The following is a 14,722-nucleotide window of genomic DNA, read 5'->3' as shown; positions in this document are numbered from 1 at the left end:
GGTCCTCTACCCCGCTGGCCACCGTGGCCGGCCGGGACCTTCGGTCCGACTGTGAAGACACGAAAGGCATAGGCTCTTTTCATGCGTAGAGCAAAGATCGTCTGCACCATCGGCCCCGCGACGGAGTCGGCGGAGCAGATCCAGGCCCTCGTCGATGCCGGGATGGACGTGGCGCGGCTGAACCGCAGCCACGGCGACACCGAGGTCCACAAGAAGGTGTACGACAACGTCCGCGCCGCCGCGCAGGCGTCCGGTCGCTCGGTCGCCGTCCTGGTGGACCTGCAGGGCCCGAAGATCCGGCTCGGCCGGTTCAAGGACGGTAAGCACGACCTCGCCGTCGGTGACACGTTCACCATCACGACGGAGGACGTCGAGGGCACCAAGGAGCTCGTCTCCACGACCCACAAGGGCCTGCCGAACGACGCGCGCGTGGGCGACCCGATCCTCATCGACGACGGCAAGGTCCTGGTCCGCGTGACCGCCGTCGAGGGCCCCCGCGTGGTCACCCGCGTCGAGGTGCCCGGCCCCGTCTCGAACAACAAGGGCCTCAACCTGCCCGGCGTCGCCGTGTCGGTGCCCGCGATGAGCGACAAGGACGAGGAGGACCTGCGCTGGGCCCTCAACGTCGGCGCCGACATCATCGCGCTGTCGTTCGTGCGCTCGGCCGACGACTACGCCGACGTGCGCCGGATCATGGAGGAGGAGAACCGGGTCGTCCCGGTCATCGCCAAGATCGAGAAGCCGCAGGCCGTCGAGAACCTGGCCGAGATCATCGCGGCGTTCGACGGCATCATGGTCGCCCGCGGCGACCTGGGCGTCGAGCTGCCCCTCGAGCAGGTCCCGCTCGTGCAGAAGCGCGCGGTCGAGCTGGCCCGCCGCAGCGCCAAGCCGGTCATCGTCGCGACGCAGGTGCTCGAGTCGATGACGACGAACCCGCGCCCGACGCGCGCCGAGACCTCGGACTGCGCCAACGCGGTGCTCGACGGTGCCGACGCGGTCATGCTCTCGGGCGAGACGAGCGTGGGCGACTACCCGATCGAGACCGTGCGCACGATGGCCCGGATCATCGAGGCGACCGAGGAGCTGGGCCGCGAGCGCATCGCGCCCCTGGGCTCCACGCCGCACACCCGCGGTGGTGCCATCACGCGCGCCGCCGCCGAGATCGGCGAGACGCTCGACGTCAAGTACCTCGTGACCTTCACGCAGTCGGGCGACTCCGCCCGCCGCATGTCGCGCCTGCGCTCGGCGATCCCGCTGGTGGCGTTCACGCCGGTCGACGACGTGCGCAACGTGCTCTCGCTCAGCTGGGGCGTGCAGACGTACCGCGTGCCGTCGGTCGCGAGCACCGACGCCATGGTCAACCAGGTGGACTCGACCCTGCGCGCGCAGGGCCTCGCGGAGATCGGCGACTACGTCGTCGTCGTCGCGGGTGCGCCGGTCGGCGTGGTGGGCTCCACCAACTCGATCGTCGTGCACAAGATCGGCGACGAGGAGAACTCGAGCGGCCGGGTGGCCTGACACCCCGCACGTCCCGATCGGCCCCGGTGCACTCGCGCCGGGGCCGATCGGCGTTCTGCGGTCAGGACTGGCGGATCGGCGGGTGCCCCTCGGACGCCTGGACGACGACGAACCCCTGGCCGGACAGGCCGAGCTGGTACGCCTCGCCGGAACCGCGACCGATGGCCGCCGAGAGCTTGGCCGTCTTGCGCACGGTGGACTTCAGCGACGTGGACCACAGCACCGCGGCCTGCACGTCGACGAAGGTCGGCACGTCCACCTGGAGCACGACGGGCGTGCCGTACGCGGTCACCGCGATCGCGCCGGTCCCGGTGAACGTGGTGTTGAACAGGCCGCCGCTCATCATCGAGGCCCCCTCGACGCGCTGGATGTCCCACGTCAGCGCGCTCTCGAACGCCAGGATGTTCGCCCCGTTGACCGTGACGCTCTCGTTCTCGAGCTCGAGGACGAAGAGCTCGTCGGCATCCTGCGCGAGGAACACATCCCCGCTGCCGGACACCTTCATGAGCGACATCCCCTCGCCCGTGAACGCCTTCTTGAACATCTTCGAGACGCCACCGCTGCCCTGGTAGGCGAAGTCGACGTCGCCCTGGTAGGCGACCATCGAGCCCTGCTTGGCGTAGAAGAACCCGCCGGTGCCGGCGAGGTCGACCTTGAGCATCCGGGAGTTCTGCAGCACGAAGCTGCCGGGTTCGGTGGAGCGTTCCGCGTTCTGCATCAGGGAGCTTCGCATCGTTCGATGCTAGCGACCGCGCTCCTGCTCGGAGCGGGACCCTCGTCAGAACTGCGTCGGGAAGGTGAGGACCACCCCGATCGTGGCCAGCAGCACCACGGCACCGATCGCGATCATGGTGGTCCGCCGGCGGGGTGAGCCCAGCTTGGAGCCGATGCCGCTGAAGAACAGCACGGACGCGCACAGCACGGTGGCCAGCACGTAGTTGTCCTTGCGCTCGATAGCCACGCGGGCGACCGCGGCGGAGCGCTCCGACGCCTTCGCGAGCTTGGCCGCCTCCGTCCCGGACGCCAGGACGTACTCGTCCATGGCGAACGGCGTGGGCGGCGCACCGGGATCCACCAACGGGTCCGTCGCCAGCCAGGCGGTCACCGCGGGCTGGAACTCGGGGCGGAACCGCTCGAACAGGAATCCCGAGTAGAGCGCAGGGTCGGGCACGTACGGGTCGGGGACGACGGAGGCGTCGCCCTCCTCGTGCAGCGCGGCGAGCCAGTCGGTGAAGAGCATCACGTCGATGATCGTCTGCTGCCCGGCGAGCGTCTGCGCGCGGTTGGACTCGGCGCGCTCGCGCGAGGCTGCGCTGTACGCGGCCGCCTGGACGCCGCTCCACTGGCTGCTCTGGAACGCCGACCACGCGGTGAGCACGGTCGCGAGCGCGAGGAGCACGGTCGCCATGAGGTCGAGGTGGCGGTACCACCCGGGTTCGCGGCGCGCCGGGGAATCGTCGAGCTCGTCCACCACCTCGTCCATCGGGCACCCCCCGAGCTGCTGCCGGCGATCCTTCGACACCGTCTCACGACTCACCCCGCGGCGCCACGACCTGCGACGACGTAGCGCCCGGGTCGCCGGGGGTGGTACCCATGAACCTCCGGCACCCTGCCGGGCGGACGGGGAGCATCATGGCGCGCAGGACCGGCGGAGCGGCGGGGCTGGTCCTTTTCACTCTCGCGACGGCCCAGTTCCTCATGACGCTCGACAGCTCGGTGATGAACGTGTCCATCGCCCAGGTGGCCGAGGATGTCGGGACGACCGTCACGGGCATCCAGACGGCGATCACGCTGTACACCCTGGTGATGGCCACGATGATGATCACCGGCGGCAAGGTCGGGAGCCTGATCGGGCGGCGGCGGGCGTTCGCGATCGGCTGCGTGATCTATGCGTGCGGCTCGTTCGTCACGTCGATCGCGCAGAGCCTGACCGTCCTGATCGTYGGCTGGTCCGTGCTGGAGGGCCTCGGTGCGGCGCTGATCATGCCCGCGATCGTGGCCCTGGTGGCCTCGAACTTCGCGACCCCGGAGCGACCGAGGGCGTACGGCTTGGTCGCCTCGGCCGGCGCCATCGCGGTGGCCGCGGGACCGCTGATCGGCGGGTTCGTCACCACGAACTGGACCTGGCGCTACGTCTTCGCCGGCGAGGTCGTCCTCGTCATCGGGATCCTCGCGCTCACCCGCAAGATCGCCGACGCCGAGCCCGAGGAGCGGTTCCGCCTCGACGTGGTCGGCTCCGTGCTGTCCGCGCTCGGGCTGGGGCTGGCGGTCTACGGCGTGCTGCGGGCCGGCGAGTGGGGCTGGGTGCGGGCTCGACCGGGCGGGTCGTCGTGGTTCGGCCTGTCGCCGACCGTCTGGTTCGTCCTGGCCGGCGTGATCGTCCTGCGGCTGTTCGTCGCGTGGGAGCAGCGGGTGACCGCGGCCGGCCGCGAGCCGCTCCTGCGGCTCGACATGCTGCGCAACTCCCGGCTCGCCGGCGGCCTGACGATGTTCTTCTTCCAGTTCATGATCCAGGCGGGACTCTTCTTCGTGATCCCGCTGTTCCTGTCCGTCGCACTCGGGCTGACGGCGTTGCAGACGGGCGTCCGGCTCCTGCCGCTCTCGGTGTCGCTGCTGATCGCCGCCGTCGGGATCCCGCGGTTCTTCCCCGGCGCCTCCCCGCGCGAGGTCGTGCGCTGGGGGGTGCTCGCGATGCTGCTCGGCATCGTCGTCCTCGTCGGCGCGCTCGAGGTCGGGGCGGGCGCCGAGATCGTGGCCGTCCCGCTGCTGCTCGCCGGCTTCGGGGTGGGCGCGCTGGCCTCCCAGCTGGGGGCTGTCACGGTCTCGGCCGTGCCCGACGAGCAGTCCGGCGACGTGGGCGGGGTGCAGAACACGATGACGAACCTCGGCGCGTCCCTGGGCACGGCCGTGGCCGGGTCGATCCTCATCGCGACCCTGACCTCGACCCTGCTGGCCGGCCTCGGCGACAACCCGGCGATCAGTGCCGAGGTCACCGCGAACGCGCAGGTCGAGCTGGCGAGCGGGGTCCCGTTCGTCTCCGACGCCCAGCTGGAGACGGCGCTCGACGATGCCGGGCTGCCCCCGGACGAGGCCCAGGCGATCGTCGACGAGAACGAGTCGGCCCGGATCGACGCCCTGCGCGCGAGCCTCATGGTGCTCGCCCTGGTCGCGGCGCTGGCGCTCTTCTTCTCGCGGCTGCTGCCCACGCGGCCTGTGGGCGCCGCCGAGCCGGCGCCCGCTCGCTCCGCCTAGAGGTGCAGGCGGTAGAACCGGAAGTCGGGGTTCTCCACCGGCAGCACCTCGAGGCGCGAGAACCCGGCCGCCTCGGCGTACCCCGCGAGGACGCTGGGCCGCATGACCGTCCCGGTGCCCACTGCGCCCGGCGTGCTGAGCGCGTCCGGCAGGCAGCACAGGATCGAGTACCCGTAGAGCAGGCGCTCGGTCGGGTCCGCGGGTGCGGCGAACGACTCGGCCGTCCGCTCGTCCATGACCAGCACGTAGGCGTCGTCCCGGGCGATCGCGCGCATCGCGGCCAGGACGCCGACCGGGTCCGGTAGGTCGTGCACGCACTCGTAGGCCATCACCACGTCGAACGAACCCGCCCGGGACCCGCGCAGCCGGGCGGCGTCGGCGCACGTGAACGTCACGCGGTCCTGCACGTCGTGCTCCGCCGCGTGCCGTCGGGCGGCGTCCACCGACGGCTCGTCGACGTCGAACCCCTCGAACGTCGCCGCCGGGAACGCGGTCGCGAGCCCGATGGACGACCACCCCTCGCCGCTGCCGATGTCCGCCACCCGGGCCGCCCCGCCCGCCAGGATCGCCTGGAGCTCGGGCAGCGTCGGGACGATCTCTTGGGCGAGCAGGCGCAGGAACAGCGGCCGGTTGACGGCGGACTGGGCGGCCCGGGCATCGGGGCCGAGCTGGGCCCAGCTCACCCCGCCGCCCGTGCGATAGGCCTCGACGTAGTCGTCGAACCGGCGACCGATCGCGACGGCGAACCCGGCAAGCGGCGCCGAGAAGGCGAGGCTGTCGGGGTCGGTGAGGGCGTCGACGGCCCCGGGAGCGAGGCGGAACAGGCGCTCGGTCGCGATCGGGCTGGGGTCGTCGACGAGCAGCCAGCCGCCGACAGCCTGCTGCTCCAGCCACTCGCGCGCGTACCGCTCCTGGGTGCCGGTGCGGCGGGCCAGCTCGACGGAGGTCAGGGGGCCGTGGTCGGCGAGCGCGCGGTACCAGCCGAGCGTGCGGCCGAGGTGGATCGCGAACGCGTCCAGCGCGCCGAGCGTCGCCGCCACCACCCGCTGGGAGAAGACGTCGGCGTCGGCGTCGTGGGCGGGGGTCTCGAACAGGTCGCTCGCACCCTCTGTGCTCATGGTCTGCTCCCGGAGAGGCGCACGAGTCGTCGTCGACCCGGCCGGCGTCCATGGTCGTCGGTCACAGCGGGTACTTCAAGACAGGCCCGTGCCGGCCTGTTCAGCGCAGGACGTCCCGCAGCGCGCGGTCGACCACCGGCCACCCCGCCGACGAGGGGTCGATGAGCTCGAAGTGCCCCGTGGCGGGGATCTCGACGAGCCGGACGCCGGTGCGCGCGCAGTAGCCGCGGGACACGCTGACCGGCACGGTGTCGTCGAGCTCGCCGTGCACGACGACCGTCGCCGCCGCGGGGGCGCCCAGCCCCGCCGGGTCGGTCGCCGCGAACCGGTCCGGGACGTCCGCCGCGCCCCCACCCAGGAGCTCGGCGACGGCACCCCGGCTGAGGCCGAGCCGGTCCACGGCCGCCAGGTCCGCGGCGGGCGCGAGGGCGACGACGCCACGCACGCGGGCCGGGACCTCGGTGCGTCCGGGGGTCCCGGGCGGGAGCCGGTCGCGCAGCGCGGCCCAGAGGGCGAGGTGCCCGCCGGCCGAGTGCCCCACGTAGGCGACGGCGTCCAGGTCGACCCGGTCGGCGACCGCGTCCCCGACCGCGTCGATGGCCCGGGCGACGTCGGCGAAGGTGGTCGGCCAGCCCCCACCGCCCCCGACGCGGCGGTACTCGACGTTGGCCACGGCGTAGCCCTCGGCGGTCAGCGCGTCCGCCACCACACGGACGTGCAGCCGGTCGTAGGCGACTCGCCAGAAGCCGCCGTGCAGGAGGACCACCAAGGGCGGTGCCGCGGGCGTCGCCGGGAACGTCAGGTCGACGACCTGGTCGGGGTGCGGGCCGTACCGGAGGCTCTCCATCGCAGGGAGAGTACCGAGGCACGCCCGTGTGGACGCCCGGCCGCGGCATAGTGGCCGGATGGACGAGAAGGAGACCCTGCACCGCTACCTGCGCGCCCAGCGCGACAGCCTGCTCAGCAAGCTCGACGGGCTGGGGGAGTACGAGGTCCGTCGGCCGATGACTCCCACCGGCACCAACCTGCTCGGCCTGGTCAAGCACGTCGCCAGCGTCGAGCTCGGCTACCTCGGCGAGGTGTTCGGCCGTCCCGCCGAGCGCGACCTGCCGTGGTTCGCCGACGACGCCGAGGCCAATGCGGACATGTGGGTACCGGCCGACCAGACCCGCGAGGAGATCGTCGAGCTGCACGGGTACTCGGCCGCGCACAGCGACGCGACGATCGAGGCGCTGCCGCTCGACGCGCCGGGGGACGTGCCGTGGTGGGGGGAGAAGCGGCACGTGACGCTGCACCAGATCCTCGTGCACATGTGCGCCGAGACGGCCCGGCACGCGGGGCACGCCGACATCGTGCGCGAGCTCATCGACGGCGCGGTCGGCAGTCGCCGCGACGACCCGAACATCCCGACCATCGACTGGCCGGCCTACCGCGAGCGGCTGGAGGCCGCCGCCCGGGCCGCGGGTTCATGAGGACGACGGCAGGGTCAGGATCTCGGCCCCGTCGTCGGTGATGGCGATCGTGTGCTCGCTGTGCGCGGTCCGGCAGCCCGTCGCGCTGCGCAGCGTCCACCCGTCCGCGTCGGTGACCAGCTCGTCGGTGTCCGCCATCACCCACGGCTCGAGGGCGAGCAGCAACCCGGGGCGCAGCGTGTAGCCGCGGCCGGGGCGCCCGGTGTTCGGCACGTGCGGGTCCTGGTGCATCGTCGACCCGATGCCGTGCCCCCCGAACTCGGTGTTGACGGGATACCCCGCCGCGCCGAGCACCGAGCCGATGGCGTGCGAGATRTCGCCGATGCGGGCGCCGGGTCGTGCGACGGCGATCCCCGCGCGCAGCGCGCGTTCCGTGGCGCTGATCATCGCGACGCTCTCCGGGGAGGTCGTTCGGCCGACGACGAAGCTGATCGCGGAGTCGGCGGCGACCCCGTCCAGCGAGACGGCGAGGTCGAGCGTCAGCAGGTCTCCGTCGGCCAGGGCGTAGTCGTGGGGCAGCCCGTGGAGCACGGCGTCGTTGACGGCGGTGCAGATGTAGTGGCCGAACGGTCCGCGGCCGAAGGACGGCGCGTAGTCGACGTAGCAGGACTGCGCGCCGGCCTGGACGATCAGGTCACGGGCCCACCGGTCGACGTCGAGGAGGTTCGTGCCGACGGCGCTGCGGCGCTTCAGTGCCTGCAGGATGTCGGCCACCAGGGCGCCCGTGACCCGTGCTCGGTCGAGCTCCGACGGGCTCAGGATCTCGATCATGTGACGCCTCTCTCGAGCCAATAACTATCCCGGCCATAGTATCCCGGGATTAGAATCGGCGGCATGGTCAGGTTGCCGCTCACCCCCGCCGAGGTCGAGCGCGGACAGCGCCTCGGCGCGCTGCTCCGCCGAGCCCGGGGGGACCGCTCGATGCTGATGACGGCGCTCGAGGCGCGCGTCTCGCCGGAGACGCTCCGCAAGATCGAGTCGGGTCGGGTCGCGACGCCGGCCTTCCCGACCGTCGCGGCGATCGCCGACGTGCTCGGCCTGTCCCTCGACGCGGTGTGGGCCGAGATCACCGGGCCCGAGCCGGCGGGTCGCGCGGCCGGCGATCTCGACGCGCGCGAGGTCGTAGCGTCCTAGCGACGAATTGCGGTTGCGGTCGGGCCCTAGGGTCGGGCGCCATGGCACTGCGACTCGTTCAGGTCAACATCAAGGCTCGGGACGACGCGGCGCTCGGCCGGTTCTGGGCGGACGCGCTCGGCTGGGGCGTGTCCAGCGAGGGACCCGGCGTGACCAACGTCGAACCCGTCGGGTTCGCCTGGCCGGATCCGGCCGCCGTCTGCGTCGACGTCGTCATCGTCCCGGACCCCGAGACCGTGGACTACCGCGCCCACCTTGATCTCGCGACGACGTCCGCGGAGCACCAGGCGGAGTGGGTCGCGCGCCTGCTCGACCTCGGCGCGACGCGCGTCGGCGCCGAGGGGGACGTGCCGTGGACGGTCCTGGCCGACCCCGAGGGCAACGTCTTCCGCGTGCTCGATCCTCGACCGATCTACCGGGACACCGGTCCCATCGCCGCGGTGGTGGTCGACTGCGCGGACCCGCGGGCCATGGCCCGGTTCTGGGGTGGGGCGACCGACTGGACGGTGCACGAGCTGACCGACGACCGCGCGAGGCTGCGCTCGTCCCAGGGTGTCGGGCCGTACCTGGAGCTCGTCCGCACACCCGTCGAGAAGACGGTGCGGACCCGGATCCACCTCGACCTGAGGCCATACGTCGGCGACGACCAGGCGGCCGAGGTGGCCCGGCTGCGGGCACTGGGGGCCACCGACGTCGACGTCGGCCAGGGCGACGTGCCGTGGGTGTGCCTCGCGGACACCGAGGGCAACGAGTTCTGCGTCCTGACCCCCGGCTGACGCCGCTCTACGCGGCTGCGGGTTCGACGCGGCTGCGCTCCGGCGTCACGAGGATGGCGATGCTGATCACGAGCACCCAGAGCGGGAAGACGAGCTGCGCCCACTTGTACGTGCCGGCGGCGAGCAGCAGCACGAGCGCGACCGCGTAGCCCGAGAACGCGACGACGCGGTGGACCGTGGCCGTGCGCAGCGCGACGGTGCTCACCGAGAGCGTAAACACGGCCGCCATCCGCATCGCGTAGACCGACACGAGCGTCTCGGTGTTCCCTTGGCCGAACGCCCAGATCCCGGCGTCGAGGTCGTCTCCCGGGACCATCCGGATCAGGGTGCTGGCGGTCACCGCGCCCTCGAAGAGCATGGCGAGGAAGAGCAGCCCGCTGCCGAGGAAGACCGTGGAGAACAGCCGGTCCTCCACGTCACCCAGCTGGTCGCGCACGACGCCGATGAACCAGAGGAACGCGATACCCGCGAACGGCACGAGGTTGAGCGCGAGGCGGACGAGCGCCCGCCGGGTGTGGTTGATGTCCACGTCCTCGAGGTCGCCCCCCGCCACGGCGAGCCGGAGCATCACCAACGCCGAGACGAGCAGGACGCCGAACACGATCCCCGCGACCGCGGCGGAGCGTCGGCTGCGCCAGCGGCGCGCGGTGATGGCGGGTGCAGGTGTGGTCACGGGCACATCCTGGCAGCGCGCGCGGGCGGAACCGGCGCGGCCCGCGGCGCGCCGAGCAACGCGTGGTCAGTGGGAGTCGCGCGAGACCCGGTCGCCGCTGCCGCCGACGAGGAAGTCGAGGTCCGCGCCCGTCTCGGCACCCTGCACCGTCTCGACGTAGAGCTTCTCCCAGCCGCGGGTCGGCCGGGCGAGCGCCTCGACCAGGGCGGCGGCGGGCTCGCGGGAGTCGAGGTCGGCGTCGACCGAGAGGCTGCGGCCGGCGACGTCGAGCGTGATGAGGTCGCCCGTGCGCACGCGGGCGAGCGGTCCGCCCACCGCGGCCTCCGGTGCCACGTGGAGCACCACCGTGCCGTAGGCCGTCCCGCTCATCCGCCCGTCGCACACCCGGACCATGTCGCGCACGCCCTGCCGGAGGAGCTTCGTCGGCAACGGCAGGTTCGCCACCTCCGGCATGCCGGGGTAGCCGCGCGGGCCGCAGCCCCGCAGCACCAGCACGCTGTCGGCGTCGACGTCGAGCCCCGGGTCGTCGATGCGGGCGTGCAGGTCCTCCACCGAGTCGAACACGACCGCCCGGCCGCTGTGCTGGAGCAGGTGCGGCGAGGCGGCGGAGGGCTTGATGATCGCGCCGGCGGGCGCGAGGTTGCCGTGCAGCACCGCGATCCCGGCGTGCGGCTGGAGCGGTTCGGCGCGCACGCGGATGACGTCGGGATCCCAGATCTGTGCGCCCTCCAGCGACTCGACGAACGGCTTGCCCGTCACGTCGACCGCCGAGGCGTCGAGCAGGTCGACCACCTCGCGCAGCACGGCCGCCAGGCCGCCGGCGCGGTAGAGGTCCTCCATCAGGTACGTCCCCGACGGCTGCAGGTTCACCAGCAGCGGCACGTCGGAGCCGATCCGGTCGAAGTCCTGCAGGGTCAGGGGCACGCCGAGCCGACCGGCGATCGCGAGCAGGTGCACGACGGCGTTGGTGGACCCGCCGAGCGCGGCCAGCGCGACGATCGCGTTGCGGAACGAGCCGGCCGTCAGGACCCGGCTCGGGCGGCGGTCGGCGGCGACCATCTCGACGACCAGCCGCCCGGTCTCGTGCGCACGGGCGAGCAGCCGGCTGTCGGGCGCCGGGATGCCCGCGGTGCCGGGCAGCACGGTGCCGAGCGCCTCCGCGAGCAGTCCCATCGTCGACGCCGTCCCCATGGTGTTGCAGTGCCCCCGGCTGCGGATCATCGACGACTCCGAGGCGAGGAACGCGGCCTCGCTCAGCGTGCCGGCGCGCACCTCCTCGCTGAGCCGCCAGACGTCCGTGCCGCACCCCAGCGGGGTGCCGCGGAACGTCCCGGTGAGCATCGGACCGCCGGGGACCACGACCGCGGGCAGGTCGACCGACGCGGCCGCCATGAGCAGGGACGGGATGGTCTTGTCGCAGCCGCCCAGCAGGACGACGCCGTCGATCGGGTTGGCCCGCAGCATCTCCTCGGTGGCCATCGCGGCCATGTTCCGCCAGAGCATGGCCGTCGGCCGCACCTGCGTCTCGCCCAGCGACACCACGGGCAGGTCCAGCGGCACGCCGCCGGCCTCCCAGATGCCGCGCTGCACGTGCTCGGAGACCTCGGACAGGTGCCGGTTGCAGGGCGTCAGATCGGACGCCGTGTTCGCGATCGCGATGTGCGGGCGGCCGGTGAACGCCGAGTCCGGCAACCCGCGCCGCATCCACGCCCGGTGGATGTAGGCGTTGCGGTCCTGACCCTCGTACCACTGTGCGCTGCGAAGCTCCGGCATCGCTCTTCCATCTATCGGAACGCTGGATGGCTATGTGGAACATGGGTACGGTACCCCCATGGCGGACGACGGCGCACGGACCCTCGTGGGGTCGGATCGCGTCCTCGGGATCCTCGCCGAGCTGGCCCGCCACCCCGACGGCATCGCGCTGGACGACATGGCCCGCGCCGCCGCGAGCCCGAAGCCCACCGTTCACCGCGCGCTGGCCTCCCTGTGCCGGTTCGGGTTCGCGGCGAGGGACGGCCGCGGCCGGTACGTGCTGGGCGACGAGTTCCTGCGGCTCGCCTTCGCGCACCACGAGGCCCGGCCCGACCACCTGCGCATCACCCCGGCGCTCACCGAGCTCGCCGAGCGGTACGGCGAGACGGCGCACTACGCGGTCCTGGACGGCGACGACGTCGTCTACCGATCCAAGGTGGACCCGCCGTCCGGCGCCCTGCGGCTCACCTCGACCGTCGGCGGGCGCAACCCCGCGCACAGCACGGGCGTCGGCAAGCTGCTGCTCTCGTGGGCCCTGCCGGACGACGACGCCGTCGCTCGGTGGGTGGGGGACCGCACCCTCGAGCGGCGCACGCCCCACACCCTGACCACCGCCGACGCGCTCGCGGCTGAGCTGCGGACCATCCGGGCGCAGGGCTACGCCGTCGACAACCAGGAGAACGAGCCGGGCATCGTGTGCGTCGCCGTGCCGGCGTTCCTCACGTCGCCGACGCGGCCGAGCGGGGCGGTCAGCGTCTCGGCGCCGCAGTACCGCACGCCGCTCGCCGACCTCGTCGCGGCGCTGCCGGCCATCCGCGCGACGCTCGAGGCAGACCTGTGAGCCCGACCCGGTGGACGGCCGCCGTGGCGTCGGACGCGATCTACGGCCTCGGCGAGGGGCCGCTGTGGGACGCGCCGAGGCAGCGGGTGCTCTGGGTCGACGTCGACAGGGGCACCGTGCACGAGGGTCGGCTCGAGGGCGACCGCGTGGTCCCCGTGCGCAGCACGCACGTCGACGGCACCGTGGGTGCGGTGGTCTGCTCCGGCGACGGCGCGCTGCTGGTGGCCGGCGCGCAGCGGACCTTCCCCGGCGGCCGCGTCACCGACGGCCCTCGCCGGCTCAACGACGGCGCATGCGACCCCGCGGGCAGGTTCCTGGTGGGCACCCTCGCGCTGGACGGGGTGAACGGCGGCCAGCGCCTGGTCCGCCTCGAGCGCGACGGGTCCACCACCGTGCTGGACGACGACCTCGGCCTGTCCAACGGGCTCGCGTGGAGCGTCGACGGCGGCCGGTTCTACAACGCCGACACCAGCGCCCAGGTGATCCACGTCCGCACGTACGACGCGGCCACCGGTGCCGTCGGACCGCGGCGGGACTGGCTGCGGTTCGACGACGAGCGGCCCGACGGCCTGTGCGTCGACGCCGAGGACCACCTCTGGGTGGCGATGTGGGGTGCGGGTCAGGTCCGCCGGTACACGCCGTCCGGCGAGCTCGTCGGGATCCTGGACGTGCCCGCTCCGCACACCGCGAGCGTCGCGTTCGTGGGCGAACGCCTCGAGCGTCTGCTCGTCACCACGGCCACCGCCCAGCTGGCGTCGGCCGACCTCGCCGCCTTCCCCGACTCCGGTCGGTTGTTCCTCGCCCACGTCGGCGTCGCCGGGCACCCGGTCACGCCCTGGTCCGGCCCCTGACCTGGAGACCCTCATGCACCTCATGCGCCTCGGACCGCCGGGAGCCGAGAAGCCCGCCGTCCGCGTGGACGACGACACCTTCGTCGACGTGTCGGACGTCGTGCACGACGTCGACGGCACGCTCCTGGCGGGCGGCCTCGACGCGCTGCGCGACGTGGTCGCCGAGCGGGTCGCCGCCGGCCGGGTGGAGCCGCTGCAGGGGTTGCGGGTCGGGGCGCCGATCGCCCGACCCCACCAGATCCTGTGCATCGGGCTCAACTACCGCGACCACGCCGCCGAGACGGGGCAGGCGGTCCCGGACGAGCCGATCCTGTTCACCAAGTCGCCGAACACCCTGGTCGGGCCGMACGACGACGTCCGGCAGCCCCGCGGGTCGACCAAGCTGGACTGGGAGGTGGAGCTCGGCGTCGTGATCGGTCGGCGGGCGAGCTACCTCGAGGACCACGACGCCGCGCGGGACGCGATCGCCGGGTACCTGGTCTGCAACGACGTGAGCGAGCGGGCGTTCCAGATCGAGCGGGGCGGGCAGTGGTCGAAGGGCAAGTCGGCCGAGACCTTCAACCCCGCGGGGCCCTGGCTGGCGACGCCCGAGGAGATCGACGACGTGCTCGACCTGCGGATGTGGCTCGACGTCAACGGCGTGCGCCGGCAGGACGGCAGCACGTCGACGATGGTGTTCGACCCGTTCGAGATCGTCCGGTATCTCAGCCAGTTCATGGTGCTGGAGCCCGGCGACCTCATCAACACGGGGACCCCGCCGGGCGTCGGCATGGGCCTGCGGCCCCCGGTCTACCTGCAGCCCGGCGACGTGGTCGAGCTGGGCATCGACGGCCTGGGCACCCAGCGCCAGGTCGTCGTGGCGCCGCGCTGATGCGGGCGTTCGTGCTCACAGGCCCCCGGGCGGGGGAGGTCCAGGACGTCGCCCCGCCGGACGTCCGCGCCGGCCAGGTGGTGGTCGACGTGGAACGGGTGGGCGTCTGCGGCACGGACGTCGAGTTCTTCACCGGCGAGATGCAGTACCTGGGCAGCGGACTCGCCGAGTACCCCCTGCGGCTCGGGCACGAGTGGTGCGGGACGGTGTCCGCGGTCGGTGACGGCGTCGATGCCGCCTGGCTCGGGCGTCGGGTCACCGGGGACACGATGCTCGGCTGCGGGCACTGCGCCCGGTGCCGCAGCGGGCGCCAGCACGTGTGCGCGGACCGCTTCGAGATCGGGATCAGCGGGGGATGGCCCGGCGCGCTGGCCGAGCAGCTGCCGGTGCCGGTCACGGCGCTGCAGCCGCTGCCGGACGCGGTCGACGCGGCGCTCGGCGCGCTCGTCGAGCCGGGCGGGAAC

General features: G+C 73.0%; 16 protein-coding genes. 9 read left to right on the top strand and 7 right to left on the bottom strand.

What is annotated here, in order from left to right; translation table 11 throughout:
* The first annotated feature begins 81 nt into the window (after window positions 1-81).
* The gene (gene pyk / locus AC1DYZ_RS12525; protein WP_477065521.1) at window positions 82-1,518 is read left to right on the top strand and encodes a pyruvate kinase; all 1,437 of its coding nucleotides are present in this window, start codon (window positions 82-84) and stop codon (window positions 1,516-1,518) included.
* A gap of 61 nt (window positions 1,519-1,579) precedes the next feature.
* Here pyk and AC1DYZ_RS12520 read toward each other — a convergent pair whose 3' ends face one another.
* Together AC1DYZ_RS12520 and AC1DYZ_RS12515 are read right to left on the bottom strand one after the other, a co-directional pair.
* A complete protein-coding gene (locus AC1DYZ_RS12520) occupies window positions 1,580-2,251 on the bottom strand; it encodes an AIM24 family protein (protein ID WP_477065520.1) in 672 nt (223 codons plus the stop codon).
* Window positions 2,252-2,296: 45 nt separating this feature from the next.
* On the bottom strand, window positions 2,297-3,001 hold the full coding sequence (locus AC1DYZ_RS12515) for a hypothetical protein (RefSeq protein ID WP_477065519.1): 705 nt from the start codon (window positions 2,999-3,001) through the stop codon (window positions 2,297-2,299).
* A gap of 149 nt (window positions 3,002-3,150) precedes the next feature.
* Between AC1DYZ_RS12515 and AC1DYZ_RS12510 the strand changes: the two genes are divergently transcribed.
* On the top strand, window positions 3,151-4,770 hold the full coding sequence (locus tag AC1DYZ_RS12510; protein ID WP_477065518.1) for an MFS transporter: 1,620 nt from the start codon (window positions 3,151-3,153) through the stop codon (window positions 4,768-4,770).
* On the opposite strand, the gene AC1DYZ_RS12505 is transcribed toward AC1DYZ_RS12510, so the two are convergent.
* Both AC1DYZ_RS12505 and AC1DYZ_RS12500 read right to left on the bottom strand, forming a co-directional pair.
* A complete protein-coding gene (locus tag AC1DYZ_RS12505) occupies window positions 4,767-5,888 on the bottom strand; it encodes a class I SAM-dependent methyltransferase (RefSeq protein WP_477065517.1) in 1,122 nt (373 codons plus the stop codon). The genes AC1DYZ_RS12510 and AC1DYZ_RS12505 overlap by 4 nt on opposite strands.
* A gap of 100 nt (window positions 5,889-5,988) precedes the next feature.
* A complete protein-coding gene (locus tag AC1DYZ_RS12500; protein WP_477065516.1) occupies window positions 5,989-6,735 on the bottom strand; it encodes an alpha/beta hydrolase in 747 nt (248 codons plus the stop codon).
* A gap of 58 nt (window positions 6,736-6,793) precedes the next feature.
* On the opposite strand from AC1DYZ_RS12500, the gene AC1DYZ_RS12495 reads away from it, so the two are divergent.
* Window positions 6,794-7,360 carry a DinB family protein gene (locus AC1DYZ_RS12495; protein ID WP_477065515.1) on the top strand — a complete coding sequence of 189 codons (567 nt, stop codon included), beginning with the start codon at window positions 6,794-6,796 and terminating at the stop codon, window positions 7,358-7,360.
* On the opposite strand, the gene map is transcribed toward AC1DYZ_RS12495, so the two are convergent.
* On the bottom strand, window positions 7,355-8,131 hold the full coding sequence (map, locus tag AC1DYZ_RS12490; protein WP_477065514.1) for a type I methionyl aminopeptidase: 777 nt from the start codon (window positions 8,129-8,131) through the stop codon (window positions 7,355-7,357). The two genes, AC1DYZ_RS12495 and map, sit on opposite strands and share 6 nt — an antisense overlap.
* A 63-nt stretch (window positions 8,132-8,194) precedes the next feature.
* Between map and AC1DYZ_RS12485 the strand changes: the two genes are divergently transcribed.
* Window positions 8,195-8,494 (top strand): helix-turn-helix domain-containing protein, encoded by a 300-nt coding sequence (locus AC1DYZ_RS12485; protein ID WP_477065513.1) that lies wholly within the window; start codon window positions 8,195-8,197, stop codon window positions 8,492-8,494.
* 41 nt (window positions 8,495-8,535) lie between these two features.
* Window positions 8,536-9,270, top strand: coding sequence for a VOC family protein (locus tag AC1DYZ_RS12480; RefSeq protein WP_477065512.1), 735 nt, complete (start codon window positions 8,536-8,538; stop codon window positions 9,268-9,270).
* 7 nt (window positions 9,271-9,277) lie between these two features.
* Here AC1DYZ_RS12480 and AC1DYZ_RS12475 read toward each other — a convergent pair whose 3' ends face one another.
* Both AC1DYZ_RS12475 and AC1DYZ_RS12470 read right to left on the bottom strand, forming a co-directional pair.
* A complete protein-coding gene (locus AC1DYZ_RS12475) occupies window positions 9,278-9,943 on the bottom strand; it encodes a hypothetical protein (RefSeq protein ID WP_477065511.1) in 666 nt (221 codons plus the stop codon).
* A 66-nt stretch (window positions 9,944-10,009) separates the two neighbouring features.
* Window positions 10,010-11,716: an IlvD/Edd family dehydratase gene (locus AC1DYZ_RS12470; RefSeq protein WP_477065510.1), complete on the bottom strand. Its 1,707-nt coding sequence runs from the start codon at window positions 11,714-11,716 to the stop codon at window positions 10,010-10,012.
* A 58-nt stretch (window positions 11,717-11,774) separates the two neighbouring features.
* On the opposite strand from AC1DYZ_RS12470, the gene AC1DYZ_RS12465 reads away from it, so the two are divergent.
* The 4 genes from AC1DYZ_RS12465 to AC1DYZ_RS12450 all read left to right on the top strand — a co-directional run.
* On the top strand, window positions 11,775-12,536 hold the full coding sequence (locus tag AC1DYZ_RS12465) for an IclR family transcriptional regulator (protein ID WP_477065509.1): 762 nt from the start codon (window positions 11,775-11,777) through the stop codon (window positions 12,534-12,536).
* Complete coding sequence (locus tag AC1DYZ_RS12460) at window positions 12,533-13,387, top strand: SMP-30/gluconolactonase/LRE family protein (protein ID WP_477065508.1); 855 nt, start codon at window positions 12,533-12,535, stop codon at window positions 13,385-13,387. The genes AC1DYZ_RS12465 and AC1DYZ_RS12460 overlap by 4 nt, the downstream gene beginning before the upstream one ends.
* Window positions 13,388-13,400: 13 nt before the next feature.
* Window positions 13,401-14,258, top strand: coding sequence for a fumarylacetoacetate hydrolase family protein (locus AC1DYZ_RS12455; protein WP_477065507.1), 858 nt, complete (start codon window positions 13,401-13,403; stop codon window positions 14,256-14,258).
* An 11-nt stretch (window positions 14,259-14,269) separates the two neighbouring features.
* Window positions 14,270-14,722, top strand: a 453-nt coding sequence (locus tag AC1DYZ_RS12450; RefSeq protein ID WP_477065506.1) for an alcohol dehydrogenase catalytic domain-containing protein, incomplete at its 3' end; no start/stop codon positions are given.

The sequence above is a fragment of the Cellulomonas sp. P1_C4 genome (assembly GCF_056406355.1).
Note: the sequence above shows the minus strand (reverse complement) of the source record. Positions and strands in the feature narration are given on the sequence as shown.